The organism is Streptomyces yatensis (genome assembly GCF_018069625.1).
Taxonomy (GTDB): Bacteria; Actinomycetota; Actinomycetes; order Streptomycetales; family Streptomycetaceae; genus Streptomyces; species Streptomyces yatensis.
This window is the reverse complement of record NZ_CP072941.1, coordinates 1981982-2001861: the sequence shown is the minus strand read 5'-3', so window position 1 is coordinate 2001861 and position 19880 is coordinate 1981982. Positions and strand designations below refer to the sequence as shown.

Below are 19880 nucleotides of genomic sequence, written 5' to 3'. Positions count from 1 at the left end.
GTCAGGAAGCCGTATGCCGCCCACCTTCGACCTGCTCGTCATCGGGGACGCCAACCCGGACGTCATCGTCGGACCGCTCACCACCCCACTCGCCTTCGGCCAGCGCGAACAGCTCATCGACAGCGGCGCGCTCACCCTCGGCGGCTCCGCCGCGATCACCGCGTGCGGCGCCGCCCGGCTGGGGCTGCGGGTGGCCTTCGCCGGACGCGTCGGGGACGACGGCGCCGGACACTACATGCGCGACCGCCTCGCGGCACAAGGCGTCGACATCAGCGGGCTGCACCTGGACCCGAGCCTGCCGACACCGCTCACCGTCATCGTGACCCGCGGGGAGGACCGGGCCATCCTCACCGCGCCGGGCACCCTCGCCGCGACCTCGGGGCGCGATGTGCCCGAGCACCTGCTGACCTCGGCCCGGCACGTCCACGCCGCGTCCTACTTCCTGCTGCCGGGGCTCGCCGCCGATCTGCCGGGCCTCTTCGACACCGCCCGCGCGGCGGGCGTCACCACCTCGCTCGACACCAACGACGACCCCTCCGGCCGATGGGACCGCGCGGCGCTGGCGCCCGTGCTCGCCCGGACCGACATCCTGCTGCCCAACGCCGCCGAGGCGCACCGGCTGGCCGGCACCGACGGCACATCCGTCGCGGCCGCCGCCGAACTCCTCGCGCACCAGGTGCCGCTGGTGGCCGTCAAGAACGGTGCGGACGGCGCCCTGTGCCACGACGGCCGGACCCTGCTCACCACCGCCGGCATCCGCGTGACACCAAAGGACGCCGTCGGCGCGGGCGACAGTTTCAACGCGGGCTTCCTCGCCGCACGGCTCGCGGGCCGGCCCATCGCCGAGGCACTCGACCTCGCCGCCGCCTGCGGTGCGCTGTCCACCCGCGCCGCGGGCGGCACCACCGCCCAGCCCACCTGGGAAGAAGCCCTCACCCACCTCACCGTCAACGGAGACAGCCCGTCATGACCAATCCCAAAATCGTGCTGATCGGCGCCGGAAGCGTCGTCTTCACCCAGGGCCTGCTGGCGGACCTCTTCGCCTTCCCGGAGCTGAAGACCGCGCGGATCGCCCTGCACGACATCGACGCGGAACGCCTGGCCACCGCCGAGGCCGCCGCCCGGTACATCGCCGAGCGGCGGGGCGCCGACGCGCACATCACCGCACACGCCGACCGGCGCGCGGCACTCGACGGCGCCGACTTCGTCATCAACCTCGTCCAGATCGGCATGGGGGAGGCCACCCGCACCGACTTCGAGATCCCCGCGCGCCACGGTGTGCGGCAGACCATCGGCGACACCCTCGGCGTCGGCGGCATCTTCCGCGCCCTGCGCACCTTCCCGTTCCTCAAGGCGCTCGGCGAGGACATCGCCGCCGTATGCCCCGCGGCATGGCTGCTCAACTACACCAACCCGATGGCCATGAACGTGCAGTACCTCACCGCGGCCACCGGCCTGACCCGGGTGGTCGGCCTCTGCCATTCGGTGTACTGGACCATGCACGACCTGTGCGCCCTGCTGAACGTCCCCTTCGACGAGATCACCTACCGCGCCGCCGGGGTCAACCACCAGGCGTGGGTGCTCCGTTTCGAGCACGACGGCACCGACCTGTACCCCCGGCTGGACGCGCTGATCGCCGAGAACGAGCAGCTGCGGCGCCGGGTGCGCGTCGACATGTACCGGCGGCTCGGCCACTACCCGACCGAGACCAGCGAGCACTCCTCCGAGTATGTGCCCTGGTATCTGCACCACGACAGCGAGATCGAGCGGCTGCGGCTGCCCATCGGCGCCTATCTCGGCATCGTGGACGAGAACGTCGCCGCCTACGAGCGGACCCGCGACGACCTCGCGGCCGGTGCCTGCATCGACGTCGAGGGGACCATGGAGTACGCCCCGCAGATCATCCACTCGATGGTGACCGGCACCCCCAGGACCGTCTACGGCAATGTGCCCAACCACGGCCTCATCGAGAACCTCCCCGCCCACGGCGTGGTCGAGGTGCCGTGTCTGGTCGACCGGTCCGGTGTCCAGCCGACCCGGGCCGGAGCGCTGCCCCCGCAGCTCGCCGCGCTCAACCGCACCTACCTCAGCATGAACGACCTCGTGGTGCGCGCCGCCCTGGAGGACGAGCCGCGCCACATCCGGCACGCCGCCATGACCGACCCGGCGACCGCCGCCGCCCTGCGCGTCGAGCAGATCTGGGAGCTGTGCGACGACATGGTGCGCGCACACGCCGAACGGCTGCAGCCCGGGCTGCGCGCCACCCTCGGCAGCTGACGGCCGCCGAAGACCGCTGAATCGGAATAGTGTGCCAAGCGGCTGACGATCCGTGGTCGCATGCACCTCTCGCGCCGGGCCCCGGGGTCACGCGGATGCGGCCGGGTCACCGGGCCCGGTCGCGGGCCGGCGCCCGGCCGTGCCGTCGGTCGCCTCGCGGAGCACGTCCCGCACCTGGTCGCGCAGCCACGCATGCGCGGGATCGCTGTCGTGCCGGTGATGCCAGGTGACGACCACCTGGGTCGGCGGCAGCTCCAGTGGGAGCCGCCGGGTGACCAGGCCGAGCCGCGCCGAGGCGGGCCGGCAGACCCGCTCGGCGACGACGGCCACGGCGTCCGAGCGGGAGACCACGTCCAGCGCCGCGGTGCTCGTCGGCAGGGACGCGAGCACCCGCCTCCGCAGGCCGCGTTCGGCAAGCGCGTCGTCGACGGCGTCGTGCAGCCGGCCCCGGCGCGAGACGGTCACGAAGGTCATACGGAGGAGCTTGTCGATGTCGACCCTGCCCTTGGCGAGGGGATGCTCCCGCCGCAGGGCCAGGACCATCCGGTCGCTGCCCACCACCTCGGAGGAGATCTCCGGGCGCCCCGGCTCGTTGGCGCCGATCTCCAGGTCGACCTGGCCCCGGATGAGGTCGGGCCGGTCGGCGGAGGACTCGGCGAGCAGGCTCAGGTGGAGGTGCGGGGCCGTGGCGCCGATCCTCGCGATCAGCGGGGCGGCGAGGGCCGCCAGCAGCGCGTCATGACCGCGCACCGTGAAGTGCCGGTTCAGGCGGGCCAGGTCGAGTCGGCGTACGGGGGTGAGCACGGCGGTGGCCCGCCGGACCAGTTCGCGGGTCTCCTCGCGCAGTTCGAGCGCGCGCGGGGTCGGGACCATGGTGCGGCCGGCGCGCACCAGGATGTCGTCGCCGGTCGCGCGCCGGATCCGGGCCAGCGTCCGGCTCATGGCGGGTGGCGAGAGGCGCAGCCGGTCCGCCGCGGCGGTCACGCTGTTCTCCTCCAGCAGCGCGTCGAGCGCCACGAGCAAGTTGAGATCCACCTGCGCCACGGTAAGGGATGTCCCGGAGGGATTGCGCCGGGCGTCATCTCCGCCCGGCTCCGGCGGCTGCCCCGGCAACCGCCCACGGGGTCAGGCCAGTGGGGAGATGGGGGTGGGCAGGGCGATCGTGGAGGTGGCGTGGGCGATGTTCTCCGGGCCGTTCTCCGGGGGCCAGATGCCGCGTTCGTAGGACTCGCGGCGGATCTCCAGCCGGGCGTTGAGGTCGGGGAACGGCCAGATGTGGGTGATACGGGGGACGCCGTCCAGGCCGTACATGGCGGTCGTCAGCGGGTGGAGCCGGGTGCGCTCCGGCACCGCGGCCTCCCAGCCGGCCATGGTGGGCACCAGGCCGCCGACCTTGAGGTGGTAGGTGCGGAACTCGTACACGGAGCCGTAGTGGCCCGGCTCGACCGGGGGCAGGAAGGGGAACGGGGCGTAGCTCTCCACCTGGAAGCCGGCCAGGTGCTCCCCGATGCCGAACGGGTCGGCGCTGGTGAGTACGCGGGTGCGCTCCTCGGTGAGTTCCTCGGCGTTCTCGAAGCCGCGCAGCAGGAGCAACTGCCCGACGATGACGCCGTGTTCGGGCTCCCAGCAGCCGAGCAGCCGGCCGCCGGTGGCGTCGCTGGTGGTGTAGGTCTCCAGCGCGGACAGCGCCTTCGGGACCGTGCGCAGCTTGAGCGAAAGGGTGGCGAGTTCATAGAGCATGGTCGACGTCCTGACCGTTCCTTTGTCGCGGTTCGCGGGGGTTTCCGGCGGTCGGGTTTGCGCCGTCGGTCTCCCGAAACTAAAGTGAAGCATCACTTCACTTCAGGGGGCAAGCGAGCAACCGCAGAGGGAGGCCATCCGTGGACACCACCGCCGACGCACCCGGTGCGCCCCGCACTCAGGACCGTCCCCGGCGCCCGCGCAGCATCCGGGCGCATGACGCGGTGCTGACCGCCACCAGCGCGCTCATGCGCGAGGTGGGCACGGCCGGGGTCACCATCGACCGCATCGCGGGCCGGTCGGGGGTGAGCACGGCCACCATCTACAAGCACTGGCCCTGCAAGGCGGCGATCATGGCGGAGGCGTTCGGCCGGGATGCGGCCGAGGCGGTGGTGGTCCCGGACACCGGCCGTCCCGTCGAGGATCTGGTCACCTTCGCGACCGACCTGCTGACCTACTACACCAGTCCGGAAGGCGGCGTCTTCGGCCAGTTGCTGGCCGCCTGCGCGACCGAGCCGCAGGCGGCGCCGTACTTCCACGAGTTCTTCCTGGCGCCCCGCAGGGCGGCCCTGGAGCCGTACTGGGCCCGGGCCGCCGAGGCGGGGCTGACCAGGCGGGGTGTGGACGCCGCGACGGCCACGGACGTGCTGCTGGGCGCGCCGGCGTTCCGCCTGATGGCCGGGCATGAGTCGCTGGCCCCCGAGGAGGTGCGCAAGCTGGTGGAGTACGCCCTGCACGGTCTGCTCGTCCCGGCGGCCGACGCGCCGGAGACGCCTTAGCCCCGGAGTGTCCGGTGCTAGCGGGTGTACACCTCCGCACGGTCCACGCTCACGAACGAGGCTCCCGACTGGGCGTTGTGCTCACCGGTCACGCGGATGCGCAGGGTGTGCCGGCCGTAGGGGAGCCGGGGGCTGAGGTACTGGAGGGTCTCGCCGGTGCGGATCGCGCCGTAGAAGTCCCGGCGTTGTTCGGGGCCGCCGTCGACGCTGAGGGCGGCGATGCCGTTGCCGGTGTCGCGGACCGAGAGCAGGGCGATCCGGGTGCCGGTGAAGGAGAAGGTGGCGGTGTTGCCCGCCTGGTCGCTCCAGTGGTCGTCGCCCCAGAAGCACTGGGTGGCGCAGCCGGTCCCCGAGTTCCAGGAGCCGGTGAAGGTGGCGCTTCCGTCGCCGCTGGACCGGCCGTCGTCGTTGATCCAGTAGGTGCCCGCTCCCGGGTCGCCGGACGGCAGGTCCTGGGTGGCGCCCGCGGCGAGCGGGCGGCCCAGGTTGGGGCTGCCGTCGGCGTTCCAGGTGATCTTCTGGGCGCGGGTGGTGCGGTCGCTGTAGGTGTTCACCGACGTGGACTTGGCGTGGTAGACGATCCAGTCCTCGGTGCCGTCGGGGGAGCGGAAGAAGGCGTGGTGGCCGGGGCCGTAGACGCCGTGGTCGTCGGCGCGGGCGAACCGCGCGCCGGAGTGCTGGGTCCAGTTGCCGGGCACGAGCGGGTCGGCGCCGGAGGGCAGGGACATCATCCACACCTGGTAGTCCGGTTTGCCGGTGTCGCAGGTGGAGTACGTCATCCAGGTGCGGCCGTTGCGGTAGAGGAATTCGGCGCCCTCGCGCACCTCGGGGCAGCCACCGGCCGCGTTCAGGGCGACGGCGTTGCCGGAGACGGTGTAGGGGTTGGACAGGGGGGCGATGTTGATGCCGTTGTGCTGGTACTGGTTGATGCCGGAGTAGGCGAGGTAGAGGCGCCCGTTGTGCTGGAGGATGCCGGGGTCGATGGCGAAGTCGGAGGCGTGGTTGGGCGGCGTCAGCCGGGACTTGAAGTGGTAGGGGCCGGCCGGGTCGTCGCGGTCCGACTCCAGCACATAGAGCCTGTGGTGGTCGTCGACCCCGTCGTCGGCGGTGTAGTAGAGGTACCAGCGGTCGCCGAAGCGGTAGAACTCCGGTGCCCAGATGTGCTGGTCGCGGGAGGGGTCGGTGTCCGTCCACACGGTGATGGGGTCGGCTTCGAGCAGGGTGCCGAGCGAGGAGGAGCGCCACATCCGGATGCTGTCGCCCTGTGTGGTGGTGAGGTAGTAGTTGCCGTTCCAGACGGTCAGATACGGGTCGGGGCCGGTGTTGAGGGGGTTGCGGAAGGTGCCCGCGGCGGCGGTGTGGGGTGTCGCGGCGGCGGTGTGCGGTGTTCCTTTGGCGGCGGACGGGGCCGCGGTGGCGGCGGGTGGGGCGGAGAGTAGGCCCCACCCGATGGCCAGCAGGGCGGTGAGCAGTGCCGCGTGGCGGCGGGTGGTGCGGGGGTGCATGGGCGCCTCCTGGCGTCGATGTGCGTACCACTGGTGGGGTCCGGGCCGGGTGGTCCCCGTGTCGGCGCGGCGGGTCACAGGCCGTCCGCGGCCGTCAGCGCGCCGAGTGCGCCGGCCTGGGTGCGCCAGTCCGCCTGGTTCGGGGTGGTGCCCGCCCAGCGCTGGCCGAGCCGGTTGAGGGGGTCGCGGTCGGTGGCCCAGATCGAGTCGGCCTGCCTGGTGATGTACGCCCGGTAGGTGGCCGATCCGGTGGCGTCCGCGAGGTCGGCGAAGTGGCGCATGAAGATGCCCTTGAACTGCTTCTGGTTGTCGTCGCACGTGTTGGTGCCGGTGTCGCAGGATTCGGTGAGCACGCCGTCGCGGGTCAGCGCCGTCGAGGTGATCGCGGCATCGGCCAGGCGGCGGGCGGTGTCCAGGTACTGGCCGTTGCCGGTGGACCGCCACAGCTGGGTGAAGGCGCCGATGGCCAGGCCCTGGTTGTAACTCCACACGGTCTGGCCGTTGTTGCGGCAGTCGCCGGTCAGCCCGTCGTTGACCAGGCCCGCGCCGTTGATCAACCCGCTGCGCTGGTACCAGGTGGCGGCCGTGGCCGCCCGGTCGCCCCATACGGTGTCGCCGGAGATCCGCTGGTGCAGTGCGGTGGTGAGCCACAGGTAGAGCCCGTTGGTCACCGCGTTCTTGTAGGTGCGCTCCCGGTCCCACCACACACCGCCGCCGCAGCTGCCGGTGTCCCAGTACTGGTGGACGTAACCCGCGATGGTGACCGCCTCGTCCAGATAGCGCCGCTCATGGGTGTGGTCGTACGCGGCCAGCCAGGCCACTCCCCACCAGGCCGCGTCGTCGATGGCGCGGCTGATGAAATGGCCCTCCACCGCGTCGGAGCTGCGCACCCCGGCCGGGAAGGTGCCGCGGTTCTGCTCGAAGGTGCGGGCGATGGCCCAGTCGTAGTCGTGCCGCCCGGTGCGCTGGGCGAAGTCGATGAGCGAGGTGACCGCGACGGCCGAGTTCCACCAACTGCTGCGCCACCAGCCCTCGTAGGTCTGGTACGACGCCATCAGCGCGTCCGCCGCGGCGCGTGCCCGGCTCGGCGCGGGCCGCACCCAGGCCGTGCAGGCGCCCTCCTGGTGGGCGGCTTCCCGGCCGCAGGCCCGGACCGCGCCGCCGAACATCAGCCCGCGCGGATCCCGGGTGGCGAACATGGCCGTGCGCGTCGTGGTCTTGCCCGGGGCCACGCTCGTACGGCCGAGGGAGGAGCCCTCGGGCCAGGTGGCGCCGTTGTCCCAGGAGCGGTCGAGCCAGATCTCGTCGCCCGCGCCACCGCTTTCGATGACGCCCCACGCCATGGCGTTCTTCTGGTCGACATGGAGGCTGATGGTGCGCCCGAAGAGGCTGGTGTTCGGCACCGGGCGGTCGTCGCCGGCCGCGGTGGCGGGGTCGGCGCCGTCGCAGGAGGTGCCGTCGCACACCGTCGGGTAGGCCCAGTCGGTGCAGGTGACACCGGCGGCGTCACCGCAGGCGCGGATCCAGCCGCGCCGGTGTCCCACCGGGTCGGTGAGGTTGTACATCAGGGTGCGGGTGCCGGTCCAGGTGCCGGGGATGCTCGCCTTGCCGAGCAGGCCGTCCCAGGTCTTGCCCCGGTCCCAGGAGCGGTCGAGCCAGACCGAGTCGCCGTTCACACCGTTGTCGATGCCGGCCCAGGCCATGCTGTCGGGGTCGGACACATGCAGCTTCAGGATCCGGCCGTTCAGGTTCACCTGCGGTACGGGGAAGGTGTCGCGCTGCGCCTTCGAGGGGTCGAGGGTGTCGCATGCCAGTGCGCAGACGGGGGTCGCGGCACGGGACGGGGTGGGGAGGAGGACCAGTCCGGCCAGGGCGATGGCCAGGGTCAGGAGTCCGCGAAGGACACGGTGGAGCCGCGCTGACATGACGTACCCGCCTTTCCGTAGGGGGCCGTGCGCATGAGCGTGGGGGAGGAGAGAAATGGCGGCCGCCCGGGCGAAGCGGCGGCCGCCGGAGGGTGCGGGCCCGTCGGCGCGGGCCCGCGGCGGTGGTTCAGGGAGCCCAGGGTGGCTCGATCGCCCAGGTGGTGTCCTCGGTGAAGCCGGCCGGGTTGTCCCAGGTGTGGGCGCCGCCCGCTTGGGCCAGCCACAGCTCGGCGTTGATATGCCGCAGATACTGGCCGGGGAAGCCCGCGGCCGACATCCGGACGCCCCCGCTGCCCTGGACCGGGCACCAGGTCGCGTCCTCCTTGGACACCGTGGAGCCGTCGGGCGCCTCGCGCCGGACGCGGAATTCGCGGTGGCGCAGGTATTCGCCCGGGTAGTTGCGGGACTCGAAGGAGTAGCAGAGCTTGTTCGCAAGACCCTGCCTGACCGTCCAGGTGGCGTCCTGTTTCAGCAGGTCGCCGCTGGTGGCGTTGACCACCTCGGTGAAGCCCAGCCCGTCGTAGTGGCGGATGTAGCGGTCGGTGTAGCCGGGTGTGGTGACCCGGAGCGACACCTTCTGCCCGACCGGCAGTTTCACCGTCGCGCCCAGTGACCGGGAGGCGGCGATGAGGGCCTGGTTGGCGGCCCGGACCCGGGCCTGGTCGACCTTGACCACCTGGCGGTCGTAGGACATGAGCCCGTTGGCTTCGTTCTCGACGTCGGTGATCTGGGTGTACACGGAGGCCGACAGGCCGCCCGCGGGCATGGTGTTCTCCCGCATCCCGTCGAGCAGGCCGATGAGCCGGTTGTTGAGCGCGGTCGTGGTGGGCTGGTCCTCGTAGCTGAACCCGCCGCCCGGGTACCACTCATGGCCGGGCACCTTGTAGCCGAGGCCGCCGTACTCCCCGAGCACCGAGGCGCGCACCGGCTCGGTCGGGGTGTTGCCCGGCCCGACGTAGTTGTGGTTGTCGATGACGTCGCCGTTGCCGCCGTCCTTGGCGGCGCAGCAGTTGACGCCGCTCATGTTGTCGACCAGGCGGGAGGGGTCGTACGCCTTGACCATGTCCGCGATGCGGGCCTGGTCGTACTGGCCCCAGCCCTCGTTCTGGTCCACCCACTGGATGAGCGAGGGCGAGCTGCGGTGCTGGTCGATGATGGCGCGGTATTCGCTCTCCCACTGGGTTCGGGCCGCGGTGTCCGGGGTCTTGCCGCTGTCCATGGAGGGCATGTCCTGCCACACCAGCAGCCCGAGCCGGTCCGCCCAGTAGAACCAGCGCTGCGGCTCGACCTTGATGTGCTTGCGGACCATGTTGAAGCCCAGGTCCTTGTGTTTCTGCAGGTCGTACTTGAGGGCCTCGTCGGTGGGCGCGGTGTAGATGCCGTCCGGCCAGTAGCCCTGGTCCAGGGTGCCGGTCTGGAAGACGAACCTGCCGTTGAGCACCGGCCGCCGGACCCCGCCCACGTCCTTCACCGCGATCGACCGCATTCCGGTGTAGGAGCCGACCTTGTCGGCGCCGGTGCCGGTCAGTTCGGCCGTGACGTCGTAGAGGAACGGATCCTCCGGCGTCCACAGGTGGGCGCCCGGCACCGGTACGGAGAGTTCGGTGCCCACCGTGCCGGTGGCGCTGCCGACGGTCGTGCCGCCACTGGAGACGGTGACCTTGACGCTCGTACCGTCCGCTCCTCCGGCGCCGCGCACGGTGACCCGCAGGGTGTTGTCCTCCAGGCGCGGGACCATGTCCAGGCGGGTGATGTGCGCGGTGGCGGTGGGCTCCAGCCAGACGGTCTGCCAGATCCCGGACGAGGCGGTGTAGACGATGCTCTTGCCGGGGTGCGGGGTGACGTCCTGGATGCGCTGCTTGCCGATGGCCTGGCCGCCGGTCTCCGTCGGGTCGTACACGGAGATGACGATGGTGTTGGTGCCGCCGTTGAGCAGGGGCGTGATGTCGTACGAGAAGGCGTCGTAGCCGCCGCGGTGGGCGGCGCCGGCCTGCCGGCCGTTGACCCAGACCGTGGTTTCCCAGTCGGACGCGCCGAAGTTGAGCTGGATGTGGCGGCCGCTCCAGCCGGAGGGCACCGTGAAGGTGCGCTTGTACCAGAGCTTGTCATTCTGGGTGATCTTGCGCTGGACGCCGGAGAGCGCGGACTCGGGCACGAACGGCACCCGGATCTGCTCGCCGAACGTGGTCGGCTGTCCGGCGTCGCGCGAGGTGACCGCGAAGTCCCAAATGCCGTTGAGATCGGCCCAGTCGGGCCGGGTGAGCTGCGGGCGCGGATACTCCGGCAGCGGGTGGTCGACCGGGACCTGGTTCGTCCACGGAGTCGTCATCGGGGAGGGTTTGGGGTCCCAGGCCGGGGCGGCGTGGGAGGGACCGGCACCGGAGACGAGCAGGGCGGTGGCGGCCAGCGCGGGGACCACGGCGGCGGCAACGCGCCGCCGCCAGGTCCGTCTTGGACGGAGAAGGGAGGGGAAGCGGAGGAACAAGTGTTTCAGCACGCTGCTGCTCCATGGTCCGGTTGGCGCCGCCGCCCGGTGGGCGGCGGAACTCTTCCACAGGGAACACTTGCTGCACGAATACCAGAGCATTCACAACCGGTGTTTGTCCATAGCTGGGACAACGTTGTCGGCCTTGCTGGGCCTCGTGCGGAGCATCAGCGTGCGGGGGGCGGTACGGTCCGGCTCACACCGCTCGGGACGGCCCGGTGGCGTCCCCCGGTGACCAGTGGGGCCGGATACCGGCGATATGGCAGGTCATGAAGTACAGCGGAATCGGCGGCGTGTACGGCGAGTCGTCCTGGGGATGATGGACCAGGCGCGGGAGGCGGGAGCAGGCGCTCACGTCGGTCATCTGGGCCCCGACCGCATAGCTGGTGAACGACGGCCAGGCGACGTCGATATGCGATCCGGACGGCACGATCCACCACCACCGGTGATCGTCGGCGAAGACACAGCCGATGCGGGGCAGGCACTTCATGACCCGCCGGCCGATGTCCGCGGGCATCCCCACCGCGTCGTATCCCAGCCTGGCGGGCAGTCCGTCCGGCAGGCACAGCCGGCCGCCGTGGCCTCGCCAGCGGTTGGGCGCGCTGAGTGATGGCGCCTCGGGGGCGACAAACTGTCGGTCCATCAGTCAGTGACACTCTTCCGTGCGCGCCGGCAGCTCGGCCCAGATGATCCGACCCGGCCCGTGCGGGGCGTCCCGGACGCCCCAGGCGCTGCTCACCGCGCCGACCAGCAGCAGCCCTCGTCCGCCGTGCTCATCGGGGTCGGGGGTGCGCGGCGCGGGGAGGGTGTGGGCCCGGATCTCTTCCTCGACCTCGAGGCGCAGATGTCCCGCGCGGATGCTCAGCCTGCACTCCACATGATCGCTGAGGGTATGTGTGATCACGTTGGTGACCAGCTCGGAGACCACGAGGAGTGCGTCGTCGCGCACATGGGCGCCGATGCCCCAGGCGAGCAGCCGCTCGCGCACGGCCGTGCGCACCGTGCTCACCGAGGAGGCGATGGCCGGCAGCCGTAAGGCGACCGCCGGATGCGTGTCCCGCTCCCGGGACGTCCGAAGGGGAGTCAGGGGGAGGGCGAGGGGAGCCACGAGCGGCCGCCTTTCGTCTGCCTGCGCGTCATGGACCGTGCCGTTCCCGCACTGCGCAGTGCCTACGGACGTACCCACGCAAGCGTTCCCACCGTGATCGGACGGTGTGACCACTGTGACAGGTGCAACGAACGAGTTGCAAGCGGTAAATTGGAAATTGCAAGTTGCCATCGGGGGTTCCGCTTGTCCGGTCCGGCGACCGTGACAGACTGCAGCGGTGAAGCCCGGTGTGGGGAGGTAGAGCGTTGGCCGCGGAATCCGCATGGGGCGGTGCACCCTCTGTCCTCCGCATGATCCTCGGCAGGCAGCTGGAGGAGCTGCGGACCCGCGCCGGCCTCACCTACGACCAGGCGGGCGCGGCGATCGGGGTCAGCCACTCCACGATCCGCAGGATGGAAGCCGCCAAGGTGGCGCGGCTCAGGCTCGCGGACGTGGAGAAGCTGCTCCAGACCTACGGCGTCACCGACCGGCATGAGATCGACACCTTCCTGAAGTCGGTCCGCGAGGCCAACAAGCGCGGCTGGTGGCACACCTACCGCGATGTGATGCCGGACTGGTTCGCCGCGTATCTGAACCTGGAGCAGGCGGCCCTTCAGATCCGTGCCTACGAGGCGCAGTTCGTCCACGGGCTGCTGCAGACCGAGGACTACGCCCGTGCGCTGCTCAGCGCCGGTAACCCGCACGCTCCGGCGGAGGCCACCGAGCGCCGGGTCGCCCTGCGCATGCAGCGCCAGGAACTGCTGTCCCGGGATTCCCCTCCCCGGCTGTGGGTCGTGATGGACGAGACCGTGCTGAGGTGGCCGGTGGGCGGCGCGGCCGTGATGCGCGCCCAGATCGACCACCTGATCGAGATCAGCGCCCTCCCTCATGTGACCGTGCAGATCATGCCGTTCGGAAGCGGTCCGCATCCGGCCATGCGGGCCGGTGCGTTCCATGTCTTCCGGTTCAGGGCCGCGGAGTTGCCCGACATCGTCTACCTCAGCGGCCTGGTCGGCGCGGTGTATCTGGACAAGGAGGAAGACGTGGTGGTGTATCGCGAGGTCCTGGACCGGATGGGCGCCCAGTCGGTGCCCGCCAGGAAAACCGAGGCCGTCCTCGGCGCCATTCGCAAGGAGCTCTGAAGTGCACCACCACATACGCAGCGGCATGCCCTCCCACGATCTCGGCACCAGGGGCTGGTCCAAGCCGTGGAGCGACGACGCCGGGGGCGCCTGCGTCGAAGCCAAGAAGCTGCACGACGGGCGGGTGGCGCTGCGTCAGTCGACCGACCCCGAGGGCCCCGCGCTGGTTTTCACCACGAACGAGATGACCCGGTTTCTGGCAGGGGTGAAGGCGGGCGACGCCGACTTCCTCTGCTAGCGCCACGGCACCGCAACCTTCCCCGTCCGTGCGAGGCCGCCCGGCCCCGCACGGACGGGGGGCCACACCGACAGCGAACTGACGATCCACGTGACGATCCACTGGGAGGGGACGCCTTGAGCGACAACGGATGGTCGGCCGACCGCATCGACACCGAGAACGCGCATTCGGCACGTATCTACGACTACATCCTCGGCGGTAAGGACTACTACCCGGCCGACAAGGAAGCGGGCATCGCCATGTCCCGGGAGTGGCCCGCCCTCCCGATCCATATGCGGGCCAACCGCGACTTCATGAACCGGGCCGTGCGCTATCTGGCCGAAGAGGCGGGGATCCGGCAGTTCCTCGACATCGGGACCGGCATCCCGACCTCGCCCAACCTCCATGAGATCGCCCAGGCGGTCGCCCCGGACTCCCGGGTCGTCTACGTGGACAACGACCCCATCGTCCTCACCCTCTCCCAGGGGCTGCTCGCCAGCACACCCGAGGGCCGGACCGCCTACGTCGAGGCGGACATGTGCGAGCCCGCCTCCATCCTGGAGGCCCCCGAGCTCCGCGAGACCCTCGACCTCGGCCGCCCGGTCGCCCTGACGGTCATCGCCATCGTGCACTTCGTCCTGGACAAGGACGACGCCTACGGAATCGTCAACCGCCTCCTGGAGCCGCTGCCCTCCGGGAGCTATCTGGCGATGTCCATCGGCACCGCCGACTTCGCACCGGACGAGGTGGCCCGGGTCGCCCGCGAGTACGCGGCCCGCGACATGCCCATGCGGCTGCGCACCGAGGCCGAGGCCGAGCGGTTCTTCGACGGCCTCGATCTGGTCGAGCCCGGCCTCACCCAGGTCCACAAGTGGCGCCCGGACGGCACCTCCACCGAAACCATCAAGGACGAGGACATCGCCATGTACGGAGCGGTGGCCCGCAAGCCCTGACGTCGTTTCTCAGGCGTCCGCCCGCCATGGGCCCGCCGGTGCGGGCGGCCGCGTCACCGCGGCACGCACCGGCGGGCCCGGCGCCGTGTCCGGGCCCCCGACCACTCCTCGGCGAGGGATGCCGTTCACCGGCCGGCCGTCAGCGCGAGGGACGACGCTCCCCGGCTGCTCTCAGTGCGAGGGACCCCCGCTCACCGGCTGCCCTCAGCGCGAAGGATGCCGCTCCCGGTCGGCCACGCGCCGCGGCTGATCGGCTGCGAGGGCCGTGCGCTGCCCGGGACCCCAGGTCTCGCGGGTGGACAGCACACCGGCGAGTCCCACCAGCGCGATGCACACATAGAGCCCGGCCGGGCCCGCCCAGCCGAAGGACTCCGCGAGCAGGACGGCGAGGAACGGCGCGAAACCGGCCACCGACGCCGCCGTCTGGTAGCCCAGCGAGGCCCCGGAGGTGCGGGTGGCGGTGTTGAACAGCTCGGCGAACCAGGCCGCTTGAGTGCCCGTCAGCGCCGCGTGGATCACCCCGATGCCGATCAGGAAGATCAGCACGAGGAGCACCGGAGCCCCGGAGTTGGCCATCAGGAACATCGGGAAGCCGAAGACCGCGGCCAGCACACAGGCCACGAGATAGACCGTGCGGCGGCCCACGCGGTCCGTGAGCGCGCCGGAGAGCACGGTGGTGGCGGTGGCGAGCAGACTGGCGGTGACCACACCGGCCAGTGCCACACCACGGTCGCCCGAGTCGCGGTCGGTGATGTAGGACAGGAGATAGGTGGCGGTCAGGTAGTAGGCGCAGGACTCCACGACGCGCAGGGCGATGATGCGCAGGATGTTGCGCCAGTCCTCGCGCACCACGCTGAGCAGCGGGTTGCGGACGGTGGTGCCCTTCGCCCTGGCGGCCTCGAACTCCGGGGACTCGGTGAGCTTCATCCGGATGACCACTCCGGCCACGATCAGCAGGGCGCTGGCCAGGAAGGGCAGCCGCCAGGCCCAGTCGGAGTCGAGGGTGGAGGAGAGCAGGAAGGCGATGTTGGCGAGCGCGATGCCCAGCGGGTTTCCGGCCTGCGGTATCGCCGAGTACAGGCCCCGGCGGGCGCGGGGCGCGTGCTCGTACGTCATCATCACGGCGCTGCCCCACTCGGCGCCGAACGCCAGCCCCTGAATGCAGCGGATGACCACCAGCAGGACGGGCGCGAACACCCCGACCTGCTGGTAGGTGGGCAGCATGCCGATCAGGACGGTGGCGATGCCCATCGTCAACAGGGCCGCGACCAGGACCGGTTTACGGCCGTGGCGGTCGCCGAGATAGCCGCCGATGGCCCCGCCGATCGGGCGCATCAGAAAGCCGACGCCGAGGGTGACGAAGGCCAGCAGGGTGCCGACCACCGGGTCCGAGTTGGGGAAGAACGCGTCGCCGAAATACAGGGCGGACGCGGTGCCGTAGGCGACGAAGTCGTAGTTCTCTGTCTCTTCGTCGTGACGGTCAGGTAGGCCGCTTCTGGTTCTCGATGTAGTCCTTCACCATCTGAAGTGGTGCGCCGCCACATGATCCGGCGAAGTAGGAGCCGGACCAGAAGCGGCCGTGCATGGTTGCGCGGTCGACGCGGCTGGTGAACTCGGCGCGCAGATACCGCGAGCTGACGCCCTTGAGGCTGTTGACCAGGCTGGAGAGGGCGACTTTCGGTGGGTAGAGCACGAGCAGGTGGACATGGTCCTCTTCACCGTTGAACTCGATCAGGTCCGCTCCGAAGTCGGTGCACACGCCCCGCATGATCTCTGCGCAGCGCGTCAGCATCTCGTCGTTGAAGACATCCCGCCGGTATTTGGTGAGAAACACCAAATGTGCGTGAAGGTTGTAGACTACGTGACGGCCGCGCCGCACCTTGGGGTTTGGGTCCCAGCGTGGTGACATGCACCAAGTCTAGTGTGATTGACGGAATCGGCACGCAGGAGGTGGGCTGGATGATCCGGGCGTACAAGTTCCTCATGCGGCCCACCGTCCGGCAGGAGCAGGCGCTCGGCGAGATGCTGCGCGATCACTGCTCGCTGTACAACGGGGCGTTGCAGGAACGCCGCGACGCCTACCGGCACCCGTCGAAGACGAACATCGCGTACGGGATACAGTCCGCGCAGCTCAAGGAGATCCGGGCATGCGACCCGGAGTGTCAGGGGCGCTGGTCCTTCTCCTCGCAGCAGGCGACGCTGCGCCGTCTCGACAAAGCGTTCGCGGCATTCTTCCGGCGGGTCAAATCTGGCGAGATACCCGGTTATCCGCGCTTTCGCGGGGTCAACTGGTTCGATACGGTCGACTTTCCCAAGGACGGCGACGGCTGCCGCTGGGATTCCACCCCGCACGCCCCCGTTACCCGCGTCCGATTTCAAGGCGTCGGGCATGTAAAGGTGCACCAGCACCGGGCAGTTGTCGGCAACGTCAAGACCGTGTCCGTCAAGCGCGAGGGCCGTAAGTGGTTCGTTGTGCTGACCGCCGAGCAGGCCCGGCCCGAACCGCTTGCGCCGACCGGCTCGGTGGTCGGTATCGATCTGGGGATCGCCAACTTCCTCGCCGACTCGAGCGGCTCCTTCGTCTCCAACCCGCGCCACGGCAGGAAGGCTGCCGAGAAGCTCGAAGCCGCTCAACGGGCGCTGTCTCCGCGCCGCAAGGCCTACGATCGGACTGCCAACCACCAGCGTGCCGTGGAGAAGGTAGCCAAGCTCCACGGCAAGGTCCGGCGCCAGCGCCTCGACCACGCGCACAAGACCGCCCTCAACCTGGTCCGTGAGCACGACTTCATCGCGTACGAAGACCTCAAGATCCGCAACATGAGCAAGGCCCCTGCCCCGAAGCCCGACCCCAACCAGCCGGGCAACTTCCTGCCCAACGGGGCCAGTTCGAAGGCCGGGCTGAACCGCTCGATCGCCGATGCCGGATGGGGGGTGTTCCTCGCGATCCTGAACGCCAAGGCTGAAAGCGCCGGACGGGAAGTGATGGCCGTGGACCCCCGCAACACCTCCCGGCGGTGCCCCGCATGTAGGCACACCGCCAAGGAGAACCGGCCCACACAGGAAAAGTTCCACTGCGTCTCGTGCGGCCACAACATACACGCCGACACAGCGGGAGCGATCAACGTTCTACGGGCCGGGCTGGTCCGTCGCGAAGCCCAACCGGCCTAGCGAAAAGCCACCCCCATCAAGGGGTGGAGGAGTCACGGAATCGGTTCCAGTGGGATCTTGATGGACGCGCCGAGCCGCGTCAAGGGTCATGACAAGGCTCGTTCGGCCGTCTCGCCACGTGTCGCCGTCCGCCGGGCCGGATGCGAACCGGCGTGCACCGGACCGGGGTTGCTACGCCCGCCAGGTGTAGCGGCGCTCCGGGCGGCCGGTGGTGCCGTAGCGCAGAGCGACGTCGGCGGTGCCGGTGGCGTGGAAGTACTCCAGATAACGGCGGGCGCTGACCCGGGAGATGCCGATCGTGGTGGCCGCCTCGGCGGCGGAGACGGTGCCGTCCGCTTCGCGGAGGGCACGCTCGACGAGCTGGGCCGTCTCCACACTCAGGCCCTTCGGGAGGGCGCCGCCCGCCGGAGGCGCGAACGCCCCGGCCAGGACCCGGTCCACATCCGCCTGACCACGGACGACCGTGGTGAGCAGCCGTCCACGCTGGGTCGCATAGCGTTCGAGGCGGGGCTGCAGATCCTCGTAGTCGAAGGGCTTGAGCAGGTAGTCCACCACGCCCTGGCGGACGGCACCGCGCACCGCGTCGGCCTCCCGGGCCGCGGTGATCACCATGACGTCGCAGTCGTGCCCGGCGGTGCGCAGCCGGGGGATGACGTCCAGGCCGAAGAGGTCCGGCAGATAGAGGTCGAGCAGGACCAGATCGGGCCGGAGCGCGTCGACCGCCTCGATCGCCTGCTCACCGGTGTGGGCGGTGCCGACGACGCGGAACGGCGCCACCCGCTCCACGAAGGTGCGGTGGACACGGGCCACCATGAAGTCGTCGTCCACGACGAGCACATCGATCGTGCCGGCCGACTCGGTCATCGGGTCGCTCCTTCCGCCACCGCGTCGGCGGGGTGGCTGACGGACATGCGGGCGCTGAACATCGCGCCCTGGGGGGTGTTGGTCACCGCGATCTCGCCACCGCGGCGCTCGCAGACGAGCCGGGTGAGGGCGAGCCCGATGCCGCGCTCGCCCTCCCGGGCGGCCTTGGTGGTGAAGCCATGGGCGAAGACCTCCTGGGCGAGGTCGGGGGCGACACCGGGGCCGGAGTCGCGCACCACGATCTCCACACTGGCGTGGTCCTGGCGCAGCTCGACCTCCACCCATGGCTCGTCGCCGTCCGGGGCCACCTTCCCGTCGCCGCGCTCGGACGTGGCGGCGTCGATCGCGTTGTCGACCAGGTTGCCGACCACGGTCGCCACATCGGCGGCGTCCTCGGGCGTCAGCCGGTCCAGCGCGGTGCGGTCCGAGAGCCGCAGGGCCACCTTCCGCTCGGCGGCCTGGGACGCCTTCGCCATCAGCAGCGCGGCCACGGCGGTGTCCCGGACCCGGCGGCCGATGGACATGTCCAGCGACTGGCGGCGCTGGTTCAGCGCCCGGATGTAGCGCACCACTTCCTCCTGCTCGCCGATCTGGATCAGCCCGGAGATGGTGTGCAGCTGGTTGGCGAACTCATGGGTCTGCGCGCGCAGCAGTTCGGAGGTGCCGCGGAAGGAGCCGATCTCGCGCTCCAGCCGCGCCAGCTCGGTGCGGTCCCGCAGTGTGGTGACGGAGCCGAGCGGCCGTCCGTCCTTGACCACGGTCATCCGGTTCATCACCAGGACGCGGCCGTGCCGGACGACGACCTCGTCCTTCGGGTCGCTCGATTCCTTCCGCGCACCGGCCAGCACGTCCAGCAGCCGTCCCTCGATGCCGAGCTCGGCCAGGTTCCGGCCCACGCAGTCCTCGGGCAGGTCCAGCAGCCGTCTGCCCATGTCGTTGACGAGCGTCACGCGGTGCTGCGGATCGAGCGCGACGACGCCCTCGGCGATGCCGTACAGCATCGCCTCGCGGTGCTCGGCCAGCCCGGTGATCTCACGCGGCTCCAGCCCGAGCGTCTGCCGTTTGACGCGCCGGGCCAGCAGCCAGGAGCCGACGACGCCGAGCGCGCTGGCGACGCCGAGGTAGACGGGCAGGTACGAGGACGCGCCGCTCAGCCGCTGCCACACCGTGGGAGACGCCTCGCCGATCATGACGGTGCCCAGATGCCGCCCCAGGTCGTCGCCGGTCGCGCCGAGGACCGGCACCTGGGCCACCAGCTCCCGGCTGCCGTCCCAGTCCAGCGTGCCCGACCAGCCGCGCCCCGCGCCGACCCCCTTGCCCAGCGGCAGCCGGTCGCCGAGCACCGTGGGATTCGTCGAGCTGACGACGCGCCCGTGACCGTCGGCCACCGTGACGGACGTCACCCGCGACTGCACCCGGGACGAGTACACCAGCGGGGCCAGCGCCTCTCCCGGCGAGGGGCCCACCAGCCGGGTCCGCACCAGCGGCTGGGCGGCCAGCTGCTCGGCGAGCGCACCGACCCGGCGGCCCTCCACCCGGTTGAAGGTGGCTTCCGACTGCGCGAGCGAGACCGCGGCGACCGCCATCAGCACCACCACGACGATGGCGAGCTGCAACACCAGCATCTCGCCCGCGAGTGTTTGACGACGGAACGCGGCGACCACAATGAACTCAATCTCTCCTGCTGACACAACCTGGGCCCATTTCTCACCAGGCTGCACAATCATGGCGTCCGCCG

General features: G+C 70.7%; 17 protein-coding genes and 1 pseudogene. 7 read left to right on the top strand and 11 right to left on the bottom strand.

The window, feature by feature from the left end; translation table 11 throughout:
* Positions 1 to 13: 13 nt before the first annotated feature.
* Positions 14 to 970 (top strand): carbohydrate kinase family protein, encoded by a 957-nt coding sequence (locus tag J8403_RS07790; protein WP_211122517.1) that lies wholly within the window; start codon positions 14 to 16, stop codon positions 968 to 970.
* A complete protein-coding gene (gene melA, locus J8403_RS07785) occupies positions 967 to 2277 on the top strand; it encodes an alpha-glucosidase/alpha-galactosidase (protein WP_211122516.1) in 1311 nt (436 codons plus the stop codon). The genes J8403_RS07790 and melA overlap by 4 nt, the downstream gene beginning before the upstream one ends.
* 87 nt (positions 2278 to 2364) lie before the next feature.
* Here melA and J8403_RS07780 read toward each other — a convergent pair whose 3' ends face one another.
* Both J8403_RS07780 and J8403_RS07775 read right to left on the bottom strand, forming a co-directional pair.
* Complete coding sequence (locus J8403_RS07780; RefSeq protein WP_246585751.1) at positions 2365 to 3312, bottom strand: LysR family transcriptional regulator; 948 nt, start codon at positions 3310 to 3312, stop codon at positions 2365 to 2367.
* 90 nt (positions 3313 to 3402) lie between these two features.
* Positions 3403 to 4017: an NIPSNAP family protein gene (locus J8403_RS07775; protein WP_211122514.1), complete on the bottom strand. Its 615-nt coding sequence runs from the start codon at positions 4015 to 4017 to the stop codon at positions 3403 to 3405.
* A 140-nt stretch (positions 4018 to 4157) separates the two neighbouring features.
* On the opposite strand from J8403_RS07775, the gene J8403_RS07770 reads away from it, so the two are divergent.
* Positions 4158 to 4796: a TetR/AcrR family transcriptional regulator gene (locus tag J8403_RS07770; RefSeq protein ID WP_211122513.1), complete on the top strand. Its 639-nt coding sequence runs from the start codon at positions 4158 to 4160 to the stop codon at positions 4794 to 4796.
* 17 nt (positions 4797 to 4813) lie between these two features.
* Here J8403_RS07770 and J8403_RS07765 read toward each other — a convergent pair whose 3' ends face one another.
* The 5 genes from J8403_RS07765 to J8403_RS07745 all read right to left on the bottom strand — a co-directional run bounded on the left by J8403_RS07765 (position 4814) and on the right by J8403_RS07745 (position 11819).
* Positions 4814 to 6301, bottom strand: coding sequence for a glycoside hydrolase family 43 protein (locus J8403_RS07765; protein WP_211122512.1), 1488 nt, complete (start codon positions 6299 to 6301; stop codon positions 4814 to 4816).
* A 74-nt stretch (positions 6302 to 6375) separates the two neighbouring features.
* On the bottom strand, positions 6376 to 8226 hold the full coding sequence (locus tag J8403_RS07760) for a glycoside hydrolase family 76 protein (protein ID WP_211122511.1): 1851 nt from the start codon (positions 8224 to 8226) through the stop codon (positions 6376 to 6378).
* A 127-nt stretch (positions 8227 to 8353) separates the two neighbouring features.
* A complete protein-coding gene (locus tag J8403_RS07755; RefSeq protein ID WP_211128133.1) occupies positions 8354 to 10645 on the bottom strand; it encodes an AbfB domain-containing protein in 2292 nt (763 codons plus the stop codon).
* Positions 10646 to 10907: 262 nt separating this feature from the next.
* Positions 10908 to 11354: a hypothetical protein gene (locus tag J8403_RS07750; RefSeq protein WP_211122510.1), complete on the bottom strand. Its 447-nt coding sequence runs from the start codon at positions 11352 to 11354 to the stop codon at positions 10908 to 10910.
* Positions 11355 to 11357: 3 nt separating this feature from the next.
* Entirely contained in the window at positions 11358 to 11819 is a 462-nt protein-coding gene (locus tag J8403_RS07745; protein WP_246585750.1) for an ATP-binding protein, read from the bottom strand.
* A 245-nt stretch (positions 11820 to 12064) separates the two neighbouring features.
* Here J8403_RS07745 and J8403_RS07740 point away from each other — a divergent pair, with 245 nt between their 5' ends.
* From J8403_RS07740 to J8403_RS07730, 3 genes are all read left to right on the top strand, one after another.
* Complete coding sequence (locus J8403_RS07740; RefSeq protein ID WP_211122508.1) at positions 12065 to 12940, top strand: helix-turn-helix domain-containing protein; 876 nt, start codon at positions 12065 to 12067, stop codon at positions 12938 to 12940.
* Between the two features lie 25 nt (positions 12941 to 12965).
* Positions 12966 to 13178: a DUF397 domain-containing protein gene (locus J8403_RS07735; RefSeq protein ID WP_211128132.1), complete on the top strand. Its 213-nt coding sequence runs from the start codon at positions 12966 to 12968 to the stop codon at positions 13176 to 13178.
* Positions 13179 to 13294: 116 nt separating this feature from the next.
* Entirely contained in the window at positions 13295 to 14110 is an 816-nt protein-coding gene (locus J8403_RS07730; protein ID WP_211122507.1) for an SAM-dependent methyltransferase, read from the top strand.
* Between the two features lie 204 nt (positions 14111 to 14314).
* Here the strand turns inward: J8403_RS07730 and J8403_RS07725 are convergent.
* Both J8403_RS07725 and tnpA read right to left on the bottom strand, forming a co-directional pair.
* Positions 14315 to 15553: pseudogene (locus J8403_RS07725) on the bottom strand (MFS transporter); the annotation flags it as partial.
* 37 nt (positions 15554 to 15590) lie between these two features.
* Positions 15591 to 16019 carry an IS200/IS605 family transposase gene (tnpA, locus tag J8403_RS07720; protein ID WP_211122506.1) on the bottom strand — a complete coding sequence of 143 codons (429 nt, stop codon included), beginning with the start codon at positions 16017 to 16019 and terminating at the stop codon, positions 15591 to 15593.
* A 50-nt stretch (positions 16020 to 16069) separates the two neighbouring features.
* Between tnpA and J8403_RS07715 the strand changes: the two genes are divergently transcribed.
* Positions 16070 to 17278, top strand: coding sequence for an RNA-guided endonuclease InsQ/TnpB family protein (locus J8403_RS07715; RefSeq protein ID WP_211128131.1), 1209 nt, complete (start codon positions 16070 to 16072; stop codon positions 17276 to 17278).
* Between the two features lie 171 nt (positions 17279 to 17449).
* On the opposite strand, the gene J8403_RS07710 is transcribed toward J8403_RS07715, so the two are convergent.
* Both J8403_RS07710 and J8403_RS07705 read right to left on the bottom strand, forming a co-directional pair.
* The gene (locus J8403_RS07710; protein WP_211122505.1) at positions 17450 to 18142 is read right to left on the bottom strand and encodes a response regulator; all 693 of its coding nucleotides are present in this window, start codon (positions 18140 to 18142) and stop codon (positions 17450 to 17452) included.
* Positions 18139 to 19806, bottom strand: coding sequence for a sensor histidine kinase (locus J8403_RS07705; protein ID WP_211128130.1), 1668 nt, complete (start codon positions 19804 to 19806; stop codon positions 18139 to 18141). Before J8403_RS07705 ends, J8403_RS07710 begins: the two co-directional genes overlap by 4 nt.
* Between the last annotated feature and the right edge of the window lie 74 nt (positions 19807 to 19880).